We start from the raw sequence: 23,492 nt of genomic DNA, 5'->3' as shown, positions 1-23,492 counted from the left end.
TGAAATTTTTTAAGGTTAAAAATATAATTTATAATACTATCTTCTTCCATTTTCTGATTTTAGTTCTGAAAGTTCCAAAAGGTGCAACCGTATTTACATGAATAAACTTATACACTTCCCAAGTCGCTGTTTTAGTCGCTTCATCAGCCCACTTTCTCATATGCGGTTCAAATAATTCTTCCTCACTCAACGAATCAATCATTGCAGAGATAGAATTAATATTTTCATTTAATTTTGCTTTCAACTCTTGCAGAGATAAATGAGCGTAGGTATCCGTGAACCACTGATATAATTCACCAAGTTGATTCCATTTAAATTTATCCGATGGTGTTTTTACTTGAAGCCCATTTCTTTCATCTTCTTTCCATTTAAGAACCAAGTTGGTCCAGCCAACCTGATAAGCAAGGTTTTCTGCTGGAGTTCTATCAACTTCATCAGCTCTCTTATCTTTTAAATTTTCTGGAATATTATCAAATTCTGAAATATATTTCTCAAATGTTTTCTCTATCTCAGCTTTTAGTTCTTCTTAATTTTCGTATGTTCGCAAAAAATCACCTTCTTTCTGATTTATCAATCCTTTGATTTAAACTGACCTTATTTTTCTATTTATACCTTCTAAGAACGCTATAACTGCTGCTCCAACCATCGGTATTCCGTATGGGCTTAATAAAAAACTTAATACCAAAGCTTCTATACCAAGTGATACATCTTTTTGTATAAATGAGCCTATCGCAGCAACTATACACATCAGCATCAAAAGATAAAGAATAGTTGTTCCTATGCCGAGCAGGAATGTTAGAAATGATGTGAAGATACTTAACACCAAACTAATTGGAAACAAGATTATTTTTATTATCCATCTCATAAATACCCTCCTTTTCTATTATATCATTTTAAAATGCTTTAAAGCATCCATGATAGCTTCCTCTTTTTCCGGTGTGCATTGTGGAATAACCTGTTTCTCTTTTTTTGATTTATTATAATTCTCCCTAAGTGCAATTCCACACTTCTTTTTAATCTGTGCAATATAAAGTGTCGAAACCTTTAAATTAAATTTTTCCAATATATACTCTTTGATTTGTGCATAGGTCGCCTTACTTTCAGCACTTGTCAAATCAAGCTCATCCAGCTTAATTTCAACATCTATATGCTTATAAACATTAAGTTTGGACAATAGCGCTACCGTCTCATTGGAGTTATCCAAGATTCCTGTGAAACGGCGCTCAATTCCTCAACGGATGCGCTCTTTACTGCAGTTGCAGAAAAAAGCGTTTGGGGAAAAAGGAAAAAAGCGTAATACAATGAGGTTGGAAAAGTCCCAACCTCATTTTTTAATTAACCCAATTCTGCTTTAGGCTCTTTGCCCTTGCGACGGGCAAGGATATCCGCATAGTGCTTGCGGCTGTTATTGAGCACGGAAAGGAAGATTACTAAGTTTAAGTCCAATGAGCTTTTCTTGCTTCATAAATTCCTTCTTTCCTTTTTTACTTGTCACTTAAAGCGACTGTTTCAATGACTTCTCCTTTTTCCGTCAGCGCGGCGGTGACCTCAACTACTTTTTGTTTGCTTCGTCTGCCCGGCGGAAAGTCTCCCTTACTTTTGGTTTACTCCGTCCGCCCGGCTGACAGCATGAATCAAAAGTAGTTTATCTCGTCCGCCGGGCGGACGGAGTGAACGACAATCAGTTTGCCTTGTCAGCCACGCGGACGAAATGAAATTGTCTCGTTTGTAATTATTCCTACTTAACTTCTAACTTTATTTTTTGAAGATAACTTTGAAAAGAAGATAGATACAAATGAATCAGAGTACAACAATGGCGAATATAGCTACTATTCCAAATGTTCCCATGATTTAATCGCCCTTTCTGATTGAAACAATCTTTCTTCATTCTCATTATAGCACCGATTAGTGTATTGATCTATTAGCAAAAAGGTAGTGACTGATGAAAACGAATTTTCGTCAAAAGTACTCTTCTAATCTTGAAAAGAGAAAAGGCTTGAAACTTTCGTTCAAGCCTTTTCTTTTTTAGCTCAATTCCGCTACAATAGCTTTTAATTGTTCTTTGGTGTGAACACCGACAACTTGCTTCACCACTTGCCCGTCTTTTTTGAAGATGAGGGTCGGGATTGACATGATTCCAAATTCACTTGGTGTATTTGGGTTGGCGTCCACGTCCATTTTGAAGATTTTCAATTCGTCTTCATGCACTTCTTCGGCTAATTTTTCCAAAATCGGTGCCTGCATGCGGCAAGGACCACACCATGCTGCCCAAAAGTCAATGAGGACAAGTCCGTCTTTTGTTTTTTCTGCAAAGTTTGCATCTGTAACTGCTGCTACCATATTATTCTCCTCTGACGATGACCGATGTCATCGCTCTATTTCATTTCTTGACATCATTCTACACTAAAAGGAAGCATTTGCAAAATATTTGCTACGGAGCGAAAAGCTCCTCCGCAGATTAGCGTTCAATCATTCCAAAAATAAACTTCTATCCGTTGGAAATTGCTTGATACAAATCTTTTGTAGGTGCAGAATTTACTACGAAGCAAAAGTTCTTCTGCGGAGTTAGTCGCTCAAAGAAAAATGATTGGTCATCAGATTGCTGGCGTCTAGCAAGATTTTATTCAGAAGTTGGTCCGTTGCTTCTTGAATCTTATCGCTTAGGGCTTGATTTTCTGCTTCAAAGTCAACTATTTCTCCCTTTTCCAAGGCACAATCCACGCGCCCCAGCATTTCATGCCCCAGAGCCATGGTTGTTTCTTGGTAATCATCCAAATCTCCCAGATGACTAGAAAAATGAGCATCAGCCAAAGCAGCAATTAAGCGATTGGTCCAGTAGAAGGAATCCGTCGAAACCTTGTCCGTCGTGTTGGCAAAGTAGGCTGGTGTTGTAGAGACTTGGGTAAAGAAAGGCACCGCCGTATTGTAAGGCATAGAGCCATAGGACAACCATTGAATGCCCGTCGTTTCCTGCGGTGTATTGGGTCTCAACTGTAAGATAGATGTTTGACCCGTACGGTTAATCCCAATCGTGCGGAAGGTCCGCCGACTGTGAGGAGTGCCTTCTAAGCCATAAGGATCATAAGGAGAGTCTTGGTAATGGCTGCTAAGGACATACTTGACATCTTCAACCGTGATTTTGCGGTAGGGTTTTTGGCACCAAGGAAGGAAAAAGGAGCGCGGGTCTTGCTCGATTTCTGGATTGAGAAAACGTTGAATATCCCAAGCACGCGGTGTATTGTAATGGCGGTCTTTATCACGCTGGCTACCAAAAGCATAGCGCGGATTGAAAGATTCCCCGTCATAGTTGAGATTCAAATTATTGCGACGAATAAAGTCTTTCAAATCAGGATCACAGAGGAAATATTCTGGATTGTCAAACTCAAAATAATCCATTCCCAGCTGATTTGGATTAGTCACATAGGCGTCATCTGGCACACGGCGAGCTAGCCAATGATGTCCGCCAATTGTCTCCAACCACCAGATTTCATCCACGTCAGAAAAGGCAATCCCGTTTGACTCATAGGTGCCGTATTCTTCAAGAATCTTCCCTAAACGCAACACACCCTCACGCGCCGTTTTGATATAAGGCAACACCAAGGTCAGCATGTCTTCTTCTCCGATACCAGTCACCACCAAAGGATCTGCTCCCAGCACTCGGCTATTCGTGGTAATCGTCTCTGTCTCGCTCATGGCTACATTGTAAACATTGATACCAGCTTCACCCCAAATCCCGTCTTTTGCAAGAGCGTCCGGTACACTGGTGTAGCGAACTGGATTGTCCGGCAAATCTATCTCAAAGCTTGATAGTACAGACTTGTAATGCCGCGGCTGATCTTCTGGGTTAACAACAATAAATTTCTTGGGCGTAAATACACCATTTTGTGAATCTTCTGTACGTGCAATCATAGTTGAACCGTCATAACTCGCTTTTTTCCCAACCAGAATCGTTGTACAAGAATCTTGTATTCCTTTTTGTCTCATAAATATTTCCTCTTTTCAATCTTTCTTCTTTATCATGAACAGTTTTGTTCACCAACTCTGCATTACTTAAACACCACAATAGTTGCTCCGCTGCCCCCAGCATTTTGCGGTGCATAGCCGAAACTCTTGACATGCTTATTGCGGCGGAGATATTTGGTGACGCCTTCGCGAATGACGCCCGTCCCGATCCCGTGGATAATGTCTACCTGCGCCATATTGTTGAGCAAGGCTTGGTCAATAAAGGCATCCAGCTCTTGCATGGCTTCTTCGTAGCGCTTGCCTCGCAAGTCCAATCTGGCTCTTGGTCCGCTTGTTGTCGTCCGTTTCACCACATTGACCTGCTTTTTCTTAGGCTGTTCTTTTTCAGCTTTGAGCAGGTTAAACTCTGCTTCCTCCAAGGTCATCTTGATGAGTCCCACCTGTGCTTCCCAGCGACCGTCTTTGAGCTGATTGACAAGCGTGCCTCTCTGACCGTAGCTAATCACCAGAATATCGTCTCCCACCTTTGGTTTCCGTGCTTTTTTAGCTTGTTTCAGCACTTTATTCTGTGACAAGTCCACCGTTTCCGGAGCTAATTTTTTCAGCTGGCTTTTGGCTTCAATAATTTCGTGCGGTTTGAGACTGGACTTAGCATGTAGATTTTTGAGAATCGTATCACTCTCGGTCAGCGCCACATCAATGATTTCCTGCGCTTCCAGCCTTGCCTTATTTAGCTCAGTTTCTTTTTCCCGATTGAACTCGTTGTAGAGCTTTTTAAGAGCGCGGTTAAATTTGAGATTTTCTTGCTCCACCTCTCGGATATTATCCAACCGCTTGCGGCTTTCCAAGGTCTGCTCTTCCAAGCGCTCAATAACGCGATTAACATCGCTGTCCGTATCGGTCAATTCTTGAGCATCCTTGACCACTCTAACAGACAGGCCTAAACGCCTTGCGATCTCAAAAGCATTGGAGCGACCCGGCACTCCCTGCATAAAACGATAAGTCGGTCTTAGGCTATCTGTATCAAACTCCATGCTAGCATTTTGCACTCCCTCAGTCTCAATCCCATAGGCTTTGAGCTCTGGGTAGTGGGTCGTCGCCATTGTCTTGACCTGTCGTAGCCGCAAGTCCTCAAGAATTGCCATAGCAAGTGCTGCTCCTTCCTGCGGGTCAGTTCCTGCTCCCAGCTCGTCCAAAAGCACCAAGGCATTCTCATCAGCCTGCTCTAAAATAGAGACAATATTCGTCATGTGGCTGGAGAAGGTCGACAAACTCTGCTCAATAGACTGCTCATCTCCAATGTCCGCAAAGATTTGGTCAAAAATCCCCACTTGACTCCCTTCATCTGCCAAAATAGGCAGACCGGACTGCGCCATAAGCTGAGCCAAGCCTAGGGTTTTGAGCATAATCGTCTTTCCGCCTGTATTGGGTCCCGTGATGACAATCTCAGTCAAATCCGCCGCAAAGTACAGGTCATTGGCTACTGCATTTTCTATCAGGGGATGAGCAACATGGAGCAGTCGAATATCCTGACGGTCAGACAGCTTGGGCACTACCGCTCCTCTCTCCTGCATAAAACGCACCTTAGCTCGAACAAAGTCCAAATGTCCGATAATCCAAGCATTATTGGCAATTTCAGCAGCATGCGGACGAATGCGGTTAGACAATTCTTGTAAAATCCGCAAAATCTCATAGCGCTCGTCTGCCCGCGCATTGGTGATTTCTTCATTGAGATTGACCACCGCCCGCGGCTCGATATACACCGTGTTTCCACTAGCAGAAATATCATGCACCACGCCTGAGATACGATGGCGGAATGTATTTTTGACCGGCAAAACATTGCGACCGTTTCGACTGGCTACTACTTGATCTGCTAGCATATCGCCCTTGGTTTTGAGGATATCTTGCAAAATATCTCTCACTTGAACTTCATTTTCTTGAATTTTCCGGCGAATGCGAGCTAAATTGTCACTCGCAAAACTTTCAACAAATCCGCCCTCATTGATAGCCTGCAACGCTCCTTGCAAGCTCGGAAAAGAAACCAAATTTTCAAAAAGCCGATTCAATCTTTGCAACTCAACATTTTCCAAATCCTCATAAAAATCAGTCAATTCTTGCGTGACAGCCAAAACCCGCTTCAGAGCGAGAAATTCTTCAATGTTTAAGTCGCCTTCCAGCTCCAAGCGCTTGGTCAAGCCCGTAATGTCTTGGGTCGCAGCCAGACTGAAGTGAGGACGCTGTACAAAAATCTGCTGCATGTCCGTCATTTCTAAGAATGCTGTCTCCAGCCTTTCTTGTTTATTGGATGGAAATAGCTGCTGCAATTCCAAGCGCCCTTGTTCTGTCAGAAGATAGGGTTCAAAGAGCGCCTTGATTTTCCCAAATTCTAATGTTTCTAAAATTTTTCTATTCATATTCTTATCTTTCCTGATGAAAAAGAAACTCAGCTAGCACCACCAACTGAGTCTTTGTATTTATCCGATGATTTTGGTCACCCAGAGTTGTTTCAACATTCCTGAAGTAATTGGTGTGTGACTGATGATAAATCGAGCTAAACCACTGGCATTGAGATGATTTTGAACAAGTGGTAAGGGAATCGTCGCCAAAACGGTTAGGAACATTTGAATTCCAAACAAAGTGACACAAACAGCCAAAGCACCGCTAGCAACATTGTACCAACGCTCATTGGCTTTCTTGTTTGGCACCAAGTGAATAAAAATTCCAATAAAACGGGCTATGCTATAAACAATCGTATAAACTGCTAAATAAGCCAAACCGGCATAAAAAACCTTGTCCAACTGGAACAATTGGCTGCTGGGAAAGAAATAGGTAAATGTTCCTTCCTGTGCACTGGCGTAGGGAACTAAAAGATTGATTTGTTCACCTAGAGATTGGTACATTTGCCCCGCAATAATAGCTGAAACGACTGCCGAAATAGTATAATAAATTTGCAATACAATTCCGCGCGAGTAGCCAATGTAAAAACTCCAAGCCAAAATCAGCAAAATTACTAATGAAATCATAGGGTCCCCTCTTGCTCACTAACCTTTTGCTTGTTGGCTTCTAACACTTTTTTACGAAGTTCTTCCAGCTCTTGCTCCTTGTCATCGAACTCAATCTCACGTGACAATTGCGTCGCTAAACTATTGACTGCCAGCAAAATAGCTAATGTTTCATCATCTGCCGCAGGCATCTTCTCTTTAATTGCGTGATATTTTTCTGTTGCAACCTTTTCAACTTCTTCCATGAATAAATTACCGTGTTCTGTTGTTAAGGTTACACTCTTCTTTCCGAAAGTAAATTTGTATCGATTTAAGTTTGCCATAAAATCACCTCAAAATATTATACCAAAAGGAAGCCATTTTGTCAGTTTTTAAAGAAATTTATCACTTTTATGGTACAATAACAATATGGAAAGTATTACCTTGCAACCCAGTGAGAGACAAATTCAAGATTTTGTCGCCTATTATCAGGCACAGCTTGTCGCTAGCAAAAATCCCTACATTCGCTATCTTTTTAAGCTTGACAAGGTGACTGTCTCTATCTACACTTCAGGAAAAGTCCTCTTTCAAGGAGAAAAAGCCGAGCAGGTAGCAGAATTTTTTGGCTATCAAGCGTCCAAAGAAAAAACGACACCTCATTGGCAGAATTGTCCTCTGATTGGAACAGATGAGGTGGGAAATGGCTCTTATTTTGGCGGACTCGCTGTTGTGGCTTCTTTTGTCACACCAGAGCAGCATTATTTTTTACGAAAGCTAGGAGTTGGCGATTCTAAAACTCTGACAGACCAAAAAATCAGGCAAATCGTTCCTTTGTTAAAGGAAAAGATTCAGCACCAAGCTCTGTTACTGTCTCCAAAAAAATACAATCAAGTCATTGCTGCTGGCTATAATGCAGTCTCTGTCAAAGTTGCTCTTCACAATCAAGCCATTTATCTGCTCTTGCAAACGGGAGTGCAGCCAGAAAAAATTGTTATTGATGCCTTCACAAGTGACAAAAATTATCAGAAATACGTCAAACAGGAACGCAATCATTTCTCAAATCCTCTCACTTTAGAGGAAAAAGCGGAAGGAAAATACTTAGCCGTAGCAGTCAGCTCCATGATTGCCCGTGACCTCTTTTTAGAAAATCTTGAAAATTTAAGTCAAGAGCTCGGCTATGAATTGCCCAGTGGAGCAGGAGCAAAGTCCGATAAAATCGCAAGTCAGCTTCTTCAAGCCTACGGCATAAAAGGCTTAGAAGCGAGTGCAAAACTGCATTTTAAAAATACTGAAAAAGCGAAGAAACTTCTAGAAAGGTAAGTTATGCAAACAAAATCAACTACTTTTTCAAAATTTATGAAAGAATGGGGATTGTTTATCCTCTTCATGGCCGTTCTTTTCTTATCACGCGCCTTTCTTTGGGTTCCTGTCAAGGTAGACGGGCATTCAATGGATCCAACCTTAGCTAATGGAGAATATCTATTTGTTGTCAAACATCTGCCTGTCAATCGCTTTGATATTGTCGTTGCAAGTGAAAAAGACGAAGATGGAAAAACCAAACAAATTGTCAAGCGGGTGATCGGTCTTCCTGGAGACACTATCCGCTACGAAAACGACCAACTATATGTAAATGGCAAAAAGACCAACGAACCTTATCTTAAAAATTACCTCGCGAAGTTTAAAGATGATAAATTGCAGGCAACCTATTCCTATAACAGTTTCTTTCAGTCTTTAGCAGATAAAGCTCAAGCCTTTACGCAGGATGCAAATGGGAACACTAGCTTTACCATTGAAGTTCCAAAAGGCGAATACCTGCTCTTAGGAGACGACCGTCTTGTCTCAAAAGATAGCCGTCAGGTGGGAACCTTTAAAGCCAATCAATTGCAGGGCGAAGCAAAATTCCGTTTCTGGCCTTTGAATAGAATTGGCACTTTTTAATCCCAAACAAGTCTATTTTGATTCGTTGGAGCTGGGCAAAAAGTGTTCCAGCTTCTATCAGATTTAGGAATAAACGAATAACGCAGCTTCAACAATCTAGTGAATTGTTGAAGGCGGGAAATCAGCCTTGCATGGCAAGCCACCGTGATTGCTCAAAGCACTGCTTTGAGGTGGCAGATAAAACTTGCGAAGCAAGTATCAAAGCTGTTCGCTTTTCAAGCTCAGAAGAGCATCTTTGACGAAAACTTCGTTTTCTTCATCTGCAACCTTAAACAGCTTGATAACTGTTTAAGCACCCTTGCGGGGGTGGGACTACGAACTAAAAATTTTCAATTTTTAGTTCTGCCCCACTCCCATTCTTTTAACATTGATACAGGAAGATGATGGAATTTTACTTTTCAGGCACCATTGAACGCATTATTTTTGAAAATCCCAGCAGTTTCTTTCGGATTCTGCTGTTAGATATTGACGACACCGATGCAGATTTTGATGATTTTGAGATTATTGTCACAGGCACCATGGCGGATATTATGGAGGGCGAAGACTACACTTTTTGGGGAAATCTCGTGCAACACCCTAAATATGGTGAACAACTCAAAATAACACGCTATGAGCGTGCAAAGCCAACCAGCAAAGGCTTAGTCAAATATTTTTCAAGCGACCATTTTAAAGGGATTGGTGTAAAAACGGCACAAAAAATCGTGGATCTCTATGGCGATAACACGATTGATAAGGTCTTAGCAGAGCCAGAAAAATTAAAGGATATTGCAGGGCTTTCTGCCAAAAATCGCGAAGCTTTTATTATGAAACTAAGACAGAACTACGGTACCGAGAGAATCCTTGCCAAGCTATCTGAATACGGCATTTCAAATAAACTTGCCTTTCAGATTCAAGATTTTTACAAAGAAGAGACTCTCGAAATTGTCGAACACTATCCTTATCAGTTAGTGGAAGATATTCAAGGAATAGGATTTAAAATTGCCGACCAACTGGCGCAAAGCTTAGGAATTGAAAGTACTGCTCCAGAGCGCTTCCGTGCAGGATTACTCCACACACTTCTAACCCAGTCCATAGAAAAAGGCGACACCTATCTTGAAGCTAAGGAATTGCTAGAGGGCACGATTGAGCTCCTCGAAAGTTCTCGTCAGATTGAGTTAGACCCAATTTCTGTTGCGGATGAGCTGGCATATTTGATTGAAGAAGATAAAGTTCAAAATGTTGATACAAAGATTTTTGAAAATAGTCTCTTTTTTGCCGAAGAAGGGATTCGCAGCAGTCTCCTACGCATTTTAGAAAAAGGGAAGCAAAACAAATTTGAACCGAAAAAAATCGAAGCTGCTATTACCCAAATCGAAATTGAGTTTGCCATTTCCTATGATGTGATTCAAAAACAAGCGATTTGTGACGCTATCAATCACAAAATTTTTATCCTAACGGGTGGTCCCGGAACGGGAAAAACGACCGTCATCAATGGAATCATTGCTGTTTACGCTCTGCTGAATGGGTTGGATTTGCGCAAATCTCAAGATTTGCCTATTCTTCTAGCAGCTCCGACTGGGCGTGCTGCCAGACGCATGAATGAATTAACAGGGCTTCCAAGCGCTACGATTCATCGGCATTTAGGCATGACAGGAGACGATGACACTAGCCATTTAGATGATTATTTGGACGCAGACTTTATTATTGTCGACGAATTTTCAATGGTAGATACTTGGTTAGCCAATCAACTCCTCAGCAATATTTCATCAAACACCAAACTTCTCATTGTCGGAGATTCCGACCAGCTGCCTTCTGTCAGCCCCGGACAAGTGCTGGCAGATTTACTGAAAATCCCTCTTCTTCCACAAACCAAATTAGAAAAAATTTATCGACAAAGCAAAGACTCCACTATCGTCACCTTAGCCAGTCAGATTCAAAAAGGCATTCTGCCACCTGATTTTATAGAAAAAAAGGCTGACCGTTCTTATTTTGAAGCGCATAGTGAGCATATTCCGAAGATGATTGAGCGCATCGTAGAGGCTGCTATCCGCAGTGGCATTCCAGCTCAAGATGTGCAGGTGCTTGCGCCTATGTACCGCGGACAGGCTGGGATTGACCACATCAATCAACTCATGCAAAATCTAATCAACCCTGCCGAAAAAGAACAAATCATTTTTGAAGCAACGGATTGTCAATATCGACAAGGCGACAAGGTGATTCATCTGGTCAATGATGCGGAAAACAATGTCTTTAACGGCGATTTGGGTTATATCACTGATTTGCTGCCAGCCAAATATACTGATTCAAAACAGGACGAATTGACTATCAACTTTGACGGCAATGAGATTATTTATCAACGCAGTGAATGGTATAAAATTCGTCTGGCATACGCTATGAGTATCCACAAATCTCAGGGTAGTGAATTCCCTGTAGTCATTTTACCGATTACATCCAGCAGCCACCGTATGCTGCAACGCAATCTTATCTATACTGCTATCACCCGTGCCAAGAGCAAATTGATTCTTCTTGGGGAAAAGTCTGCCTTTGACTTTGCTGTCAAAAACACTGGCACAGCTCGCAATACCTATCTAATCCAACGCTTTTCAGACCTGCTCAATGAAGAAAAAGTTATACACACTTCTGTGGATAATTTGGAAACAACTGTGGAAAAATATATCTTGACTGAGGAAAATTTCTTGAAAATCAACCCTATGATTGGAATAACGGATGAGGATATTCAAAATGTTTTTGGAGAATGATAGAAAAAAGTGGCTCTTTGTCAACTGTAGTGGGTTAATGAAAAGCTAAGATTTAGAGAGGACGAGATTCGTTCTCTCTCTTTTGATGTTCAAAGCGATGAGAATGCGTTTCTTAAAGTTGTCAAAGTTGCTGAATCCAAAAGCATTGCGCTTGATGACCTTGATGAGATTGTTAGTTGCTTTCAGCTTGGCGTTGGAATAAGGTAGTTCTAGAGCGTTGATAAACTTGTCTCTGTCCTTCAGGAAAGTCCGAAAGACTGTCTGAAAAATCGGGTGAACATCAGAAATAACCTACTCAATCAGATCGAAGAAAGGATCAGCTTGCTTTTCCTGAAAGTGAAAGAGCAGAAGCTGGTAAAGCTCATAGTGCTGTCGAAGTTGGTCTGTAAAAACGCTTATGGCTAAGCTTGCGGCTATCCTGTTAAAGGAGTTTCCAGTAGCGTTTGAAAGTTCGGTATTCCTGAGATTTTCAGTCGAATTGGTTCATGATTTGGATGCGGACGCGATTCATAGCCCGGCAGAGGTGCTGGATAATGTGAAAACGATCCAGAACGATTTGGGCATGCGGAAAAAGCTGCTTGGCCAGCTGATAGTAAGGACTGAACATGTCCATGGTCATCACTTTGACCCTCCTACGAACCTGTCTAGGATAGCGTAGAAAATGATTTCGAATGACCGCTTGGGTTCTGCCGTCCAGGATGGTCAGGATCTCATTGGTATTAAAATCCTGAGCGATAAAGCTCATCTTCCCTTTCTTGAAGCGATACTCATCCCAGCTCATAATCTCTGGCAGTCTCTGCCAGTTCGTTTCAAATTTGAATTCCTTGAGCTTGCGAATGACGGTTGAAGTTGAGATAGAGAGCCTGTGGGCAATATCAGTCATGGCTTGTTTCTCAACCAGTAATTGAGCGATTTTTTGTTTGACTGCGGCGGCAATCTGGTGATTTTTCTGGACGAGGGAGGTTTCGGCGACAGCCATTTTTCCACAGTTCTTACAGCGAAAGCGACGCTTTTTGAGTCGGATAAGAGTTTTGTATCCCGCTGTCTCCAGATAAGGGATTTTAGAAGGTTTCTGGAAGTCGTATTTGGTCATCTGTCCCTTGCAGGCAGGGCATGGAGGGGCATCATAATCAGGGCGGACCATAATTTCTTTGTGAGTACCGCCATCAAAAAGATTGTCTATTTTGATATTTTGGTCTTTAATTCCAAGAAGTTTTGTGATAAAACCGAGTTGTTCCATATGGGTCTTTCTAATGAGTTGTCTAAACGCTTTTCATTATAGGTCATAGGGGACTTTTTTTCTACATAAAACATACTAAGATTAGTAGTGAAGAAATCTCCGACGGGAGAGAGTATGAACTGCTTTTTCTTTATGTTAAAGTAGAGGTGTCTTGTTAAGTCGAGGGTCTTTTTGACGCTAGACGTCGTACACAAAACTGGCAAGACACCTGTTTTATCAGAATGTTATCAAAGTATGTGGGACGCTTGACGTCGTGTATTGAAAACGACATCACTAAAACAAGGTATCATTCAAGACAAAGAGGGAATTATCATGCGGACTGTGTTTGGAATTGATGTGAGCAAGGCAAGTTCAGAGGTGGCTATTTTAGTCAACAGTGAGACGGTTCATGGCTACACCATACCCAACGATACCATTGGATTTGCACGTCTCTTGAGCGATTTAAAAACCATTCAACACCCTGAAATCATCTTTGAGGCACTGGGGTCTATTCGCGTCGGCTCCAAGCTTTTCTGGAGGAAAATGGCTACACTTATACACGGCTCAATCCTCTGGAAGCTAAGAAGCAATTGGATAGCCTGCGAGTTCGTAAAACGGATAAGATTGACGCTGAAAAACTAGTACAATCTCAATTTGTGCTCAATCGTAAGCCAACCCATGTTCAAGAGGAGGTTTATCAAGACTTGCGAGATTTGAGTCGCTTCTATCAAAATCTGACAGAGGATACCGTTCGTACTAAGAACCGCTTCACAAAGTACTGCAAGTGACCTTCCCAGAAATAGAGTCTATTTTATCAGCGCCAACAGGTGAACAATACTGGCAGCTGGTGAGGGCATTCCCAAGTAAAGCTTTCGCCCGGGAGATGTCTGAGATGGAACTGACTGCCATCATTCGGCAGTCTACAGCCAAACGCATCTCTGACAAGCGTGTCGCTTATCTGGTGGGGAAACTCATTGAACTAGCCAAACAGTCTTATTGTGCTACCAAGAAAACCTCTCCAATGATCGAAGAGGTTCGTTACTATGCAGGAGAACTCCAACGATTGACCGAACGCAGACAGACTATCTTAGACAAAATGGTAGAGCTGGCCAAACCTCTACCAGAATACGAGATTCGTTCTCTCCATCCCTGGTATCGCTGAAACAACAGCCACCTCTATCATAGGCGAATTAGGAGATATTCGCCGTTTTCAGTCTGCCAATCAAATCAACGCCTTTATTGGAATTGATCTCAGACACTACGAATCTGAAAACTTTCTGGCTTAAGAACACATCACCAAACGGGGCAATCCTCATGCCAGAAAAATTCTCTTCAAGACCATTCACAACATTGCTTCGGTCAGTCATACCAAGCCCTATCATATTGCGGACTTTTATGAGAAACGAAAAAGACAATCGCAGACGACTTCAACTAAGCCTCATACGATTGCCTCAATGCATCGCCTCATAAGGACAATGTATTACCTCATTACGCATAACAAACTTTACGATTACACTTTAACCCAAAATCATTAAAGCCGTCTATGCATTATCATTGTAACACCTTACAAAAAATTTCGCTAGGTATGATGTTGATTTTGTGTACTCTTTTTCCAATCAAAAGAGCCAAAAAGGGCTAGGATAAACTATTAAAATCAAATCAATCATCAATTCTTTGACTGAAAAACATTGAATTGCTTGACAAATGGTAGAAAAAAGGCCACCTCTTTGGTGACCCTTATAGGGAGATTATTATGAAAAAGTTTAGGATTTCATCAAATAAAGTTAGGAGGTCTTCATTTGATGATGTTACTATAAAATGATTTTCTTAAATGAAGCTTAAGCCGTATTTCAAATTTACAATTTCTGCAAAAGATACTGAAAAAGTTCTAGATTCCCTTTTTCTTCGTTGACTAAAAACTCTGGGTGCCATTGAAGACCAATGATACGACTATCATCTAGCGACTCAATCGCTTCAATGGTTTTATCCCTAGGGTCAAAGGCTGTTGCGCGAAAATTCGGTGCCAAATCTTTAATACTTTGTCGGTGGACAGAGTTGATCTGGCTAGCACGACCAAACAACTCTTCAACAATGCTGCCTTTTTCAGTTTGAATAGAGTGAGAAGTTTCAAAAGGTAAGCCCTGGCAATGGTTGTCAATATGCTGGTTGAGCGTTCCACCAAAAGCAACATTGACCAACTGCAAGCCTCGGCAAATTGCCATAATTGGTTTTTCTTGTCGAATAGTTTCTGCTAACAGAGCCAGCTCAAATTCGTCTCGCACCATATTGTAATCATCACTCTCAATCGTCCGCTTTTCTCCGTAAAAAGTGGGGGTGCACATGTTGTCCCCCAGACAAAATCAGCTTATCAATACTCTCAACATAATCCTTCACCAAGCTTTTATCACCAACAGGGATAATCATAGGCAATCCACCAGCGATTTTGATACTCTCAGCAAATTTACTAGAAACGGACGAGTGAATATTTTTACCTTCCTTATCAACAGGACAAAGATTAGCGGTCACTCCAACAATCGGTCTGCTCATACGATTCCCTCCTCATTGATATACACAATCTTACCACCCGTCCAATTGATTTTTTTAAAGATCGTGATAAATAGTTTTTATACTAGCCACAACTCCTGCCTCATTACACTCTTTTTATGCACTTTAATCAGACTTTATTCTTATAAAATAATAACTTATAATACCAAGCTACTACTAAACAAGAAATTTATCGCTTTCTATGGTAAAATGAAATTAGAAAACTCTATAAGGAGAAGAATATGGAAAAACAAACAGTTGCTGTTTTAGGCCCTGGTTCATGGGGTACTGCTTTGGCACAAGTATTAAATGACAATGGACATGAAGTCCGTATTTGGGGTAATCTTGCCGAGCAAATTACTGAAATCAACGAACACCATACCAATAAACGCTATTTCAAAGATATCGTTCTCGATGAAAAGATTACTGCCTATTATGACTTAAAAGAAACTCTTGACGGTGTTGATGCCATTCTTTTCGTTGTTCCAACAAAAGTCACACGTCTCGTAGCTAAACAAGTGGCTGAAGTATTAGACCATCCAGTCAAAATCATGCACGCTTCAAAAGGACTCGAACCCGATACTCACAAACGACTTTCCATAATTTTAGAAGAAGAATTATCTCCAAATTTACGAAGCGAAGTGGTTGTCGTATCTGGACCAAGCCATGCTGAAGAAACTATCGTTCGTGATATTACTCTTATCACAGCAGCTTCAAAAGACTTAGAAGCAGCAAAATATGTTCAAGAACTTTTCAGCAATCACTACTTCCGTCTCTACACCAATACAGATGTCATCGGTGTGGAAACAGCGGGTGCACTCAAAAACATCATTGCGGTCGGAGCAGGGGCTCTTCACGGTCTTGGCTATGGTGACAATGCAAAAGCCGCTATTATCACGCGTGGCTTAGCAGAAATCACCCGTCTCGGTGTCAAACTCGGTGCCAGTCCTTTAACATATAGCGGTTTATCCGGAGTGGGAGATTTAATTGTCACAGGAACCTCCGTTCACTCACGCAATTGGCGCGCTGGTGATGCTCTTGGTCGCGGTGAAAAGCTAGAAGATATCGAAGCCAACATGGGCATGGTTATCGAAGGCATTTCCACTACCAAAGCTGCTTACGAACTCGCACAAGAACTGGGTGTCTATATGCCAATTACTCAAGCGATCTATCACGTGATTTATGAAAGCCTTAACATAAAAGACGCCATTTATGATATAATGAATAATGAATTCAAAGCTGAAAACGAATGGTCGTAATTAGCTACTACAAAAAAGGAGGGTCATATGACTCAAGTAAGAAAAGCTGTTATCCCTGCTGCTGGACTTGGAACTCGTTTCTTGCCAGCAACCAAAGCGCTCGCCAAAGAAATGCTGCCTATCGTTGACAAACCAACTATTCAATTTATTGTTGAAGAAGCGTTAAAATCCGGTATCAAAGACATTCTGGTTGTAACAGGGAAATCCAAACGCTCCATTGAAGACCACTTTGATTCAAATTTTGAATTGGAGTATAACCTCAAAGAAAAAGGGAAATCTGATCTTTTAAAACTCGTAGATGAAACGACTGGTATCGGTCTTCATTTCATTCGTCAAAGCCATCCACGTGGGCTTGGAGACGCTGTTTTACAAGCCAAAGCTTTCGTTGGGAATGAACCTTTCGTTGTCATGCTAGGTGATGATCTGATGGACATTACAAACGACAAAGCAGTTCCGCTAACCAAACAGTTAATGAATGATTACAAAGAAACACATGCATCAACCATTGCTGTCATGCAAGTACCACACGATGACGTTTCGTCTTATGGTGTTATTGACCCGCAAGGTGAAGGAGTAAATGGACTCTACAGCGTGGAGACCTTTGTTGAAAAACCAAAACCAGAAGACGCACCAAGTGACCTTGCAATTATTGGTCGCTACCTTTTGACACCAGAAATCTTCTCCATTTTGGAAACACAAGCTCCAGGTGCTGGAAATGAAATCCAACTGACAGATGCCATTGATACTCTCAATAAAACACAAAGAGTATTTGCCCGCGAATTCACAGGTGATCGTTATGATGTCGGTGACAAATTTGGCTTTATGAAAACATCTATTGACTATGCCCTCAAACATCCTCAAATCAAAGACGATATGAAACAATACATTATTGAGTTAGGCAAGAAATTAGACAAAAAAGAAAACTAACAGACAGCTGTGATGGGTGGCACCTATTCCTAATCAACTGTTCCACGGAACTCTAATTGATTAAAGTCAAAAGTGTTTTTCCAATCACTACCTTTGTTGGAAAAATAATAGCTTGTAAAGAGTTTGGGACAAAAAGATTTCAATTTTTAAAAATCTTAATTATTAAGCCCTTCAAATCTATAATTAAATGCGAAAAGCGAACAAAGCAGAATTCTGATTACCAGAAAACTAGTTTTGTTCGCTTTTTATACTTGAGGTCGGACTTTTGTCCCAGCCTCTACTTTTTGATACCTAAAATTCTTAACGAAGTAGATAATTGCTCAAAGCACTGACTTGAGGTTATAGATAGAGTTTGCGAAGTAAGTCTCAATACTGCTTTTGGCAGACTCGGAAAAAGCCCCTTTGGAAATGAAAATAGTAACCGCAAATCTACTTTACAACAAACTCTCATTGTATCCAATCTAAATAAAAAACTCATTAAAATTCTGAATGGTCTGTTTTAGATCTTAAACGGTTATTTTAGCTAAAACTCCGCCTTAGTGATTTCCTAAGACAGAGTTATTTCTATAAAGTTAAAAGATAAATCGCAGAATAGCTACCAATATCACACCAAAAACTACAGTCATCACTAAGTTGCGATAGCGAAAAGCAATGTATATTGTCGGAAAAACGGCTACTAAATCTAGCCATTTAAAGGTTGGCAACTGCCCTATCTTCCCATTTGTAAGGCTGGATAAAATCAATGCAAAAATAATAGAGACTGGTAAGTACTGTAAAAATCGTTCTACAACTTTAGGTAAGCCGCGATATTTTACCAAGATAAAAGGAGTCACCCGCGTTAGCCATGTCACCAAGGCTGAGAGAAGAATGGAGACAAATATATAATTATTTATCATCTAGCATTACCCCCACAGCACAACCTAATAAGGTCGACATTAAAACAGCTAAAGACGAAGAAACAAGCATGCTTAAAACATAGAACGATAAAGCTACCACAACTAAAATCACCAAAAGTTTTTGAAGTTTTGTTTTATGGAGCATCACTAAAAATTGGGAAGAAAAAATCCCAATAAACATGCCCACCAGCGCAAAGTCCAGTCCAAACACTTCTGGATTTGGCAAAAGACTTCCTAATGTCGTTCCGACCACAGATCCGACAATCCAAGCAAGGTAGCTCGTAATGTTATTGCCGTACATCCACTGAAGCGAAATATCCTTTGTATGGACACGCTCACTTAATAAAACGCCATAGGTCTCATCTGTCAAGAGTATTCCGATACCGATATTTTGCAAGAGACTGGCATGCCGAAAAAAGGTTGATGTATGAAGGCTCAGCAAAAACAACCGCAAATTGATTAAAAAAACTGTCAGAGCAATAGCTGTTACCGGTGCGTGAATCGCAAGAAGTGCTAGCATAGCAAACTGAGCACTTCCTGCATAGACTAAACTGCTCATAAGTGCCATTTCAAGAGGACTGACATAAGAGGCACCAATAATTCCACAAGCTAGTCCAATACTAATATACCCAAGAGCCGTTGGCATCGCTGCCTTAGCCCCATCCTTAAAACTTTTTCCAATCATATTTATTCTTCCATTGTGTCAAATGCCAGACTTGGCTTAGCATTCAAGCTCAATGTTGCAAGATTCCCTTTGTTCCACTCACTGACGCTCGCATAAGCAATCATTCCTGCATTGTCCCCACAGAGACGCAAAGGCGGTATGACTACCTTGATATCTGTCATTTCATCTGCTAAACGTTCACGTAAACCTTGATTAGCAGCAACACCGCCCGCAACAACTAAGGTCTTAACAGGATATTTCTCCAAAGCTTTTTTTGTTTTTGCCATGAGAATATCTAAAACAGCAGCTTGAAAACTAGCAGCCAAATTTTCTTTCGACAAACTTTCACCCCTTTGCTCCGCATTGTGATAGAGGTTGATAAAGGCAGACTTCAACCCAGAGAAAGAAAATTCTAAATTATCCTCTTTAATCATCGCTCTCGGAAAATCATAAATATCTTGTCCTTTATGGGCCAATTCATCTATCTCACGCCCAGCTGGATAAGTCAATCCCATCACACGACCAACTTTATCATAAGCTTCTCCAACTGCATCATCGCGTGTTTCTCCGACAATCTGATAATCACCAGCTTCGCTAACATAAACCAATTCCGTATGTCCTCCACTGACTAATAATGCTAAAAGAGGGTATTCTAATTTCTCAACATTTTGAGCCGCCATCAGATGACCTGCCATATGATTGACAGGAATAAGCGGTAAATGATGTGCCCACGCAAAAGACTTAGCAGCTGCCAACCCGACTAAGAGGGCGCCTACCAGCCCTGGCCCATAAGTTACTGCTACTGCAGTCACTTCTTTTTCTGTAATACCAGCCTCCGCAAGAGCCTCCTCAATACAAGCTGTGATAACTTCCACATGGTGACGGCTAGCCACTTCCGGTACCACGCCACCAAAACGTTTATGGCTCTCAATCTGGCTGGCAATAACATTGGATAAGAGTTCAGCGTCATTCTTTAAAACTGCCACGCTAGTCTCATCGCAGGAGGTCTCAAAAGCTAAAATATATATGTCATTCATTGTTTTCTCTTTTCATTACAATCGCATCTTCCACTGGCTCATGATAGTAATTCTTACGCCGAGCGATTTTTATAAATTTCTCTTTTTGGTAAAATAGCAGAGCTGCTTTGTTGGATTCTCTCACTTCAAGAAAAATCTCTTTTTCAATCGGTAGATATTCAAACAAAGCGGTCGCAATTTTCTTTCCTTGATAGGCTTTCTTAACCGCAATTTGTAAAACTTCTGCTTCAAAGTCCGACTCTTGAAAAGCCAGAAAGCCGATTAAATTTTGAGCTTCCAAAGCCAAAACATAAACCGACAAAGGATTTTGTAAATCTTTCTCAATCTGCTCTATATTCCAAGGACTGACAGCATAAACATCTTTTAATACTTGATAAATCTGCTCCGCCAAATCAGCAACCTGCTTTTTTTCATCTTTTTTAATCTCAATCATAAGCGCTTGATGTAAGAATCGTTCGTTTCTTGATGGTTTTTGAGCCAATTCTCTTCTGCTTCCACTCGCTTGAGGTAATTCGGCACGAAATCATGAACAGAGCGAGCTGGTAGTTGCAGACCGATTTTAGCAAGGAGCACAGCGCTTGGTAAGGTTGCTTTGATAAGGGCTGCTGGCAAAGCAGATTGAATCTGCTCCGCAAATTTTTCAACTTCTCCTACAAAGGTTACTTGAGAAGCAGGTTTGGCTTTTTCCAAGACTTCTTCAAAAGATAAATGAGCTTCTGGCTGAACTGCTCTGCCATTTTCATAAAAACCAGCATAGACATGATTGCGTCTAGCATCCATGAGAGGAATGACCAAGCCGTCAATGTCCTCTGACACCAGAATCCGCAAGCTAGAAACTCCCACCAAATCTATTTTAAGCGTATGTGCTAACGTTTTGGCTGTGGCAACAGCAATTCGCAAACCTGTATAACTACCCGGACCTTCTGCAACCACAATGCGTTCTAAGTCAGTTGGTTTTAAATCCAAACTTTCCATTAAAAAATCAATAGCCGGCATCAATGTAACGCTATGATTTTTCTTAATATTTATCGTCATCTCAGCAAGCAAACTCTCATCTTCTAAAATCGCAATTGCTAGGGCTTTGCTGGATGTGTCAAAAGCTAAAACTTTCATTCTTATCTTTCCTTTGTGATAATCTACTTTCTATTATACTACAAAAAACACGGATTTACTTAATATGATTTCCAAAAAAACAAGACCTTTTAAAAATCGCTTTCCTAGATTTTCTCACTTCTTTCTTTTACTAAATATCCTTTTTATGATATAATGATTATAATTGTAACGTATCAAAATCAATCTATTACCCGGAAAATCAAATAGATGAAGACCGCCCTTGAAAATAAGGTGGCTATTTTCTGGTAGATTGATCATGAATGAGAAAGGAATTGAAATGATTTACAAAGTTTTTTATCAAGAAACAAAAGAACGCAATCCACGTCGGGAAAACACGCATTCTCTCTACTTGGATATTGACGCCAAAGACGAACTAGAAGGACGCATCAAAGCTCGGAAACTCGTCGAAGAAAAAACACCTTATAATGTTGAATTGATTACACTTTTGTCTGACAAACATTTAGAATACGAAAAAGAATCAGGCAACTTTACAATTACGGAGCTCTAAACCATGTCATATACTTTAAAACCCGAAGAAGTCGGTGTATTTGCCATTGGTGGTTTAGGAGAAATCGGAAAAAATACCTACGGGATTGAATACCAAGATGAGATTATCATCGTTGATGCAGGAATTAAATTTCCTGAAGACGACCTCTTAGGGATTGATTATGTCATTCCTGATTATTCTTATATCGTAGAAAATATTGACCGTATCAAAGGAGTGTTGATTACTCACGGTCACGAAGACCACATCGGAGGGATTCCCTTCCTTCTCAAGCAAGCAAATGTTCCCATTTATGCTGGACCACTTGCCCTTGCACTGATTCGTGGTAAATTGGAAGAGCACGGACTTTTACGTGATGCTAAACTCTACGAAATCAATCAAAATACCGAACTTCAATTTAAAAATTTAAAAGCAACCTTCTTCCGTACCACTCACTCCATTCCAGAACCTTTTGGAATTGTCATTCACACACCTCAAGGGAAAATAGTATGTACCGGTGATTTTAAATTCGACTTGACCCCCGTTGGAGAGCCCGCTGATTTGCACCGAATGGCTGCCCTCGGTGAAGATGGCGTTCTAGCATTGCTGTCTGACTCAACCAATGCGGAAATTCCGACCTTCACAAACTCTGAAAAAGTCGTTGGACAGTCTATCATGAAGATCATCGAAGGCATTCATGGACGGATTATCTTTGCCTCTTTTGCCTCAAATATCTTCCGCCTCCAACAAGCTGCGGAGGCTGCTGTTAAAACTGGGCGAAAAATTGCTGTTTTTGGACGCTCAATGGAAAAAGCCATTACCAATGGAATTGAGCTAGGTTACATCAAAACACCTAAAGGAACTTTCATCGAACCAAACGAAATCAAAGATTACCCTGCTGGTGAGATTCTCATCATGTGTACAGGTAGTCAGGGAGAGCCAATGGCGGCTCTTTCACGCATTGCAAACGGAACACATCGTCAAGTACAGCTTCAGCCAGGTGATACAGTGATTTTCTCTTCTAGTCCTATCCCAGGAAATACTACTAGTGTCAATAAGCTTATCAACACCATTTCAGAAGCAGGCGTTGATGTTATCCATGGAAAAATCAATAACATCCATACATCTGGACACGGAGGGCAACAAGAACAAAAACTCATGCTTCGTTTGATAAAACCGAAGTATTTCATGCCAGTCCATGGTGAATACCGTATGCAAAAAGTGCATGCGGGACTTGCAATGGATACTGGAGTGCCTAAAGACAATATCTTTATCATGAGCAATGGAGATGTTCTAGCATTAACTGCTAATTCTGCTCGCATTGCCGGAAGTTTCAATGCACAAGATATTTATGTCGATGGCAATCGTATTGGAGAAATTGGTGCTGCAGTCCTTCGTGACAGACGTGACCTTTCCGAAGATGGCGTTGTCCTTGCAGTAGCCACTGTTGACTTTAAATCCAAGATGATCTTAGCCGGTCCTGATATTCTCAGCCGCGGTTTCATCTATATGCGGGAATCAGGTGAACTGATCCGTCATAGCCAACGTATTCTTTTCAATGCTATTCGTATTGCATTAAAAAATAAAGATGCTAGCATTCAGTCAGTCAATGGTGCTATCGTAAATGCTCTTAGACCATTTTTATATGAAAACACAGAGCGTGAGCCCATTATCATCCCAATGATTTTAACACCAGATGAAGAAATCTAGCAATACAATCCTTACATAG

General features: G+C 41.0%; 19 protein-coding genes and 4 pseudogenes. 8 read left to right on the top strand and 15 right to left on the bottom strand.

The annotated features are described in order from the left end of the window. Positions 1-28: 28 nt before the first annotated feature. The 8 genes and pseudogenes from ANG_RS01965 to ANG_RS01930 form a co-directional block, all read right to left on the bottom strand. Positions 29-508 carry a ClbS/DfsB family four-helix bundle protein gene (locus ANG_RS01965; protein WP_231847317.1) on the bottom strand — a complete coding sequence of 160 codons (480 nt, stop codon included), beginning with the start codon at positions 506-508 and terminating at the stop codon, positions 29-31. A gap of 75 nt (positions 509-583) precedes the next feature. Beyond that, positions 584-865, bottom strand: a complete 282-nt coding sequence (locus tag ANG_RS01960; protein WP_020999853.1) for a CD1845 family protein — start codon at positions 863-865, stop codon at positions 584-586. Between the two features lie 18 nt (positions 866-883). Then, positions 884-1,189: pseudogene (locus ANG_RS01955) on the bottom strand (23S rRNA methyltransferase); the annotation flags it as partial. An 836-nt stretch (positions 1,190-2,025) separates the two neighbouring features. Next, positions 2,026-2,340 carry a thioredoxin gene (gene trxA, locus ANG_RS01950; RefSeq protein WP_003032965.1) on the bottom strand — a complete coding sequence of 105 codons (315 nt, stop codon included), beginning with the start codon at positions 2,338-2,340 and terminating at the stop codon, positions 2,026-2,028. 225 nt (positions 2,341-2,565) lie between these two features. Next, the gene (locus ANG_RS01945) at positions 2,566-3,984 is read right to left on the bottom strand and encodes a C69 family dipeptidase (RefSeq protein WP_003034010.1); all 1,419 of its coding nucleotides are present in this window, start codon (positions 3,982-3,984) and stop codon (positions 2,566-2,568) included. Between the two features lie 62 nt (positions 3,985-4,046). Continuing rightward, on the bottom strand, positions 4,047-6,377 hold the full coding sequence (locus tag ANG_RS01940; protein ID WP_020999855.1) for an endonuclease MutS2: 2,331 nt from the start codon (positions 6,375-6,377) through the stop codon (positions 4,047-4,049). Between the two features lie 60 nt (positions 6,378-6,437). Then, on the bottom strand, positions 6,438-6,986 hold the full coding sequence (locus ANG_RS01935) for a CvpA family protein (protein ID WP_003034014.1): 549 nt from the start codon (positions 6,984-6,986) through the stop codon (positions 6,438-6,440). Next, positions 6,983-7,288: a hypothetical protein gene (locus ANG_RS01930; RefSeq protein ID WP_003034036.1), complete on the bottom strand. Its 306-nt coding sequence runs from the start codon at positions 7,286-7,288 to the stop codon at positions 6,983-6,985. Before ANG_RS01930 ends, ANG_RS01935 begins: the two co-directional genes overlap by 4 nt. 85 nt (positions 7,289-7,373) lie before the next feature. On the opposite strand from ANG_RS01930, the gene rnhC reads away from it, so the two are divergent. From rnhC to recD2, 3 genes are all read left to right on the top strand, one after another. Next, positions 7,374-8,264, top strand: coding sequence for a ribonuclease HIII (gene rnhC / locus ANG_RS01925; RefSeq protein ID WP_003034026.1), 891 nt, complete (start codon positions 7,374-7,376; stop codon positions 8,262-8,264). Positions 8,265-8,267: 3 nt separating this feature from the next. Beyond that, positions 8,268-8,882, top strand: coding sequence for a signal peptidase I (gene lepB, locus ANG_RS01920; protein WP_003034019.1), 615 nt, complete (start codon positions 8,268-8,270; stop codon positions 8,880-8,882). A 383-nt stretch (positions 8,883-9,265) separates the two neighbouring features. Beyond that, positions 9,266-11,620, top strand: a complete 2,355-nt coding sequence (recD2, locus tag ANG_RS01910) for an SF1B family DNA helicase RecD2 (RefSeq protein ID WP_003034029.1) — start codon at positions 9,266-9,268, stop codon at positions 11,618-11,620. A 45-nt stretch (positions 11,621-11,665) separates the two neighbouring features. Here the strand turns inward: recD2 and ANG_RS01900 are convergent. Continuing rightward, positions 11,666-12,860: pseudogene (locus ANG_RS01900) on the bottom strand (ISL3 family transposase). Between the two features lie 312 nt (positions 12,861-13,172). Here ANG_RS01900 and ANG_RS01895 point away from each other — a divergent pair. Beyond that, positions 13,173-14,374 (top strand): annotated as a pseudogene (locus ANG_RS01895) (IS110 family RNA-guided transposase). A gap of 321 nt (positions 14,375-14,695) precedes the next feature. Here ANG_RS01895 and ANG_RS01890 read toward each other — a convergent pair. Then, a pseudogene (locus tag ANG_RS01890) lies at positions 14,696-15,386 on the bottom strand (gamma-glutamyl-gamma-aminobutyrate hydrolase family protein). 239 nt (positions 15,387-15,625) lie between these two features. Between ANG_RS01890 and ANG_RS01885 the strand changes: the two are divergent. Further along, positions 15,626-16,642, top strand: a complete 1,017-nt coding sequence (locus ANG_RS01885) for an NAD(P)H-dependent glycerol-3-phosphate dehydrogenase (protein WP_003036582.1) — start codon at positions 15,626-15,628, stop codon at positions 16,640-16,642. 27 nt (positions 16,643-16,669) lie between these two features. Next, entirely contained in the window at positions 16,670-17,569 is a 900-nt protein-coding gene (gene galU, locus ANG_RS01880) for a UTP--glucose-1-phosphate uridylyltransferase GalU (protein WP_003036560.1), read from the top strand. A gap of 572 nt (positions 17,570-18,141) precedes the next feature. Here galU and ANG_RS01875 read toward each other — a convergent pair. From ANG_RS01875 to tsaB, 5 genes are read right to left on the bottom strand one after another with little or no spacing between them, the layout of a single operon-like run. After that, positions 18,142-18,465 (bottom strand): AzlD domain-containing protein, encoded by a 324-nt coding sequence (locus ANG_RS01875; RefSeq protein WP_003036533.1) that lies wholly within the window; start codon positions 18,463-18,465, stop codon positions 18,142-18,144. Beyond that, positions 18,455-19,150 carry an AzlC family ABC transporter permease gene (locus ANG_RS01870; protein WP_003036532.1) on the bottom strand — a complete coding sequence of 232 codons (696 nt, stop codon included), beginning with the start codon at positions 19,148-19,150 and terminating at the stop codon, positions 18,455-18,457. The genes ANG_RS01875 and ANG_RS01870 overlap by 11 nt, the downstream gene beginning before the upstream one ends. 2 nt (positions 19,151-19,152) lie before the next feature. Continuing rightward, positions 19,153-20,166, bottom strand: coding sequence for a tRNA (adenosine(37)-N6)-threonylcarbamoyltransferase complex transferase subunit TsaD (tsaD, locus tag ANG_RS01865; protein ID WP_020999858.1), 1,014 nt, complete (start codon positions 20,164-20,166; stop codon positions 19,153-19,155). Further along, positions 20,159-20,599 (bottom strand): ribosomal protein S18-alanine N-acetyltransferase, encoded by a 441-nt coding sequence (gene rimI / locus ANG_RS01860; RefSeq protein WP_003036553.1) that lies wholly within the window; start codon positions 20,597-20,599, stop codon positions 20,159-20,161. The genes tsaD and rimI overlap by 8 nt, the downstream gene beginning before the upstream one ends. Beyond that, positions 20,596-21,279, bottom strand: a complete 684-nt coding sequence (tsaB, locus tag ANG_RS01855) for a tRNA (adenosine(37)-N6)-threonylcarbamoyltransferase complex dimerization subunit type 1 TsaB (RefSeq protein WP_003036555.1) — start codon at positions 21,277-21,279, stop codon at positions 20,596-20,598. The genes rimI and tsaB overlap by 4 nt, the downstream gene beginning before the upstream one ends. A gap of 277 nt (positions 21,280-21,556) precedes the next feature. Here tsaB and ANG_RS01850 point away from each other — a divergent pair, with 277 nt between their 5' ends. Both ANG_RS01850 and rnjA read left to right on the top strand, forming a co-directional pair. Further along, positions 21,557-21,787 carry a DNA-directed RNA polymerase subunit epsilon gene (locus tag ANG_RS01850; RefSeq protein ID WP_020999859.1) on the top strand — a complete coding sequence of 77 codons (231 nt, stop codon included), beginning with the start codon at positions 21,557-21,559 and terminating at the stop codon, positions 21,785-21,787. A 3-nt stretch (positions 21,788-21,790) separates the two neighbouring features. Then, on the top strand, positions 21,791-23,473 hold the full coding sequence (gene rnjA / locus ANG_RS01845) for a ribonuclease J1 (protein ID WP_025271583.1): 1,683 nt from the start codon (positions 21,791-21,793) through the stop codon (positions 23,471-23,473). Positions 23,474-23,492 lie beyond the last annotated feature (19 nt).

This window comes from Streptococcus anginosus subsp. whileyi MAS624 (genome assembly GCF_000478925.1).
GTDB lineage: Bacteria > Bacillota > Bacilli > Lactobacillales > Streptococcaceae > Streptococcus > Streptococcus whileyi.
This window is presented reverse-complemented; position numbering and strand designations above follow the sequence as displayed.

What these genes read in the sequence shown, in the direction of transcription:
- ANG_RS01960 (WP_020999853.1), bottom strand. Translation starts at nt 865, where the DNA reads ATGAGATGGATAATAAAAATAATCTTGTTTCCAATTAGTTTGGTGTTA.
- trxA (WP_003032965.1), bottom strand. Translation starts at nt 2,340, where the DNA reads ATGGTAGCAGCAGTTACAGATGCAAACTTTGCAGAAAAAACAAAAGAC.
- ANG_RS01945 (WP_003034010.1), bottom strand. Translation starts at nt 3,984, where the DNA reads ATGAGACAAAAAGGAATACAAGATTCTTGTACAACGATTCTGGTTGGG.
- ANG_RS01940 (WP_020999855.1), bottom strand. Translation starts at nt 6,377, where the DNA reads ATGAATAGAAAAATTTTAGAAACATTAGAATTTGGGAAAATCAAGGCG.
- ANG_RS01935 (WP_003034014.1), bottom strand. Translation starts at nt 6,986, where the DNA reads ATGATTTCATTAGTAATTTTGCTGATTTTGGCTTGGAGTTTTTACATT.
- ANG_RS01930 (WP_003034036.1), bottom strand. Translation starts at nt 7,288, where the DNA reads ATGGCAAACTTAAATCGATACAAATTTACTTTCGGAAAGAAGAGTGTA.
- rnhC (WP_003034026.1), top strand. Translation starts at nt 7,374, where the DNA reads ATGGAAAGTATTACCTTGCAACCCAGTGAGAGACAAATTCAAGATTTT.
- lepB (WP_003034019.1), top strand. Translation starts at nt 8,268, where the DNA reads ATGCAAACAAAATCAACTACTTTTTCAAAATTTATGAAAGAATGGGGA.
- recD2 (WP_003034029.1), top strand. Translation starts at nt 9,266, where the DNA reads ATGGAATTTTACTTTTCAGGCACCATTGAACGCATTATTTTTGAAAAT.
- ANG_RS01885 (WP_003036582.1), top strand. Translation starts at nt 15,626, where the DNA reads ATGGAAAAACAAACAGTTGCTGTTTTAGGCCCTGGTTCATGGGGTACT.
- galU (WP_003036560.1), top strand. Translation starts at nt 16,670, where the DNA reads ATGACTCAAGTAAGAAAAGCTGTTATCCCTGCTGCTGGACTTGGAACT.
- ANG_RS01875 (WP_003036533.1), bottom strand. Translation starts at nt 18,465, where the DNA reads ATGATAAATAATTATATATTTGTCTCCATTCTTCTCTCAGCCTTGGTG.
- ANG_RS01870 (WP_003036532.1), bottom strand. Translation starts at nt 19,150, where the DNA reads ATGATTGGAAAAAGTTTTAAGGATGGGGCTAAGGCAGCGATGCCAACG.
- tsaD (WP_020999858.1), bottom strand. Translation starts at nt 20,166, where the DNA reads ATGAATGACATATATATTTTAGCTTTTGAGACCTCCTGCGATGAGACT.
- rimI (WP_003036553.1), bottom strand. Translation starts at nt 20,599, where the DNA reads ATGATTGAGATTAAAAAAGATGAAAAAAAGCAGGTTGCTGATTTGGCG.
- tsaB (WP_003036555.1), bottom strand. Translation starts at nt 21,279, where the DNA reads ATGAAAGTTTTAGCTTTTGACACATCCAGCAAAGCCCTAGCAATTGCG.
- ANG_RS01850 (WP_020999859.1), top strand. Translation starts at nt 21,557, where the DNA reads ATGATTTACAAAGTTTTTTATCAAGAAACAAAAGAACGCAATCCACGT.
- rnjA (WP_025271583.1), top strand. Translation starts at nt 21,791, where the DNA reads ATGTCATATACTTTAAAACCCGAAGAAGTCGGTGTATTTGCCATTGGT.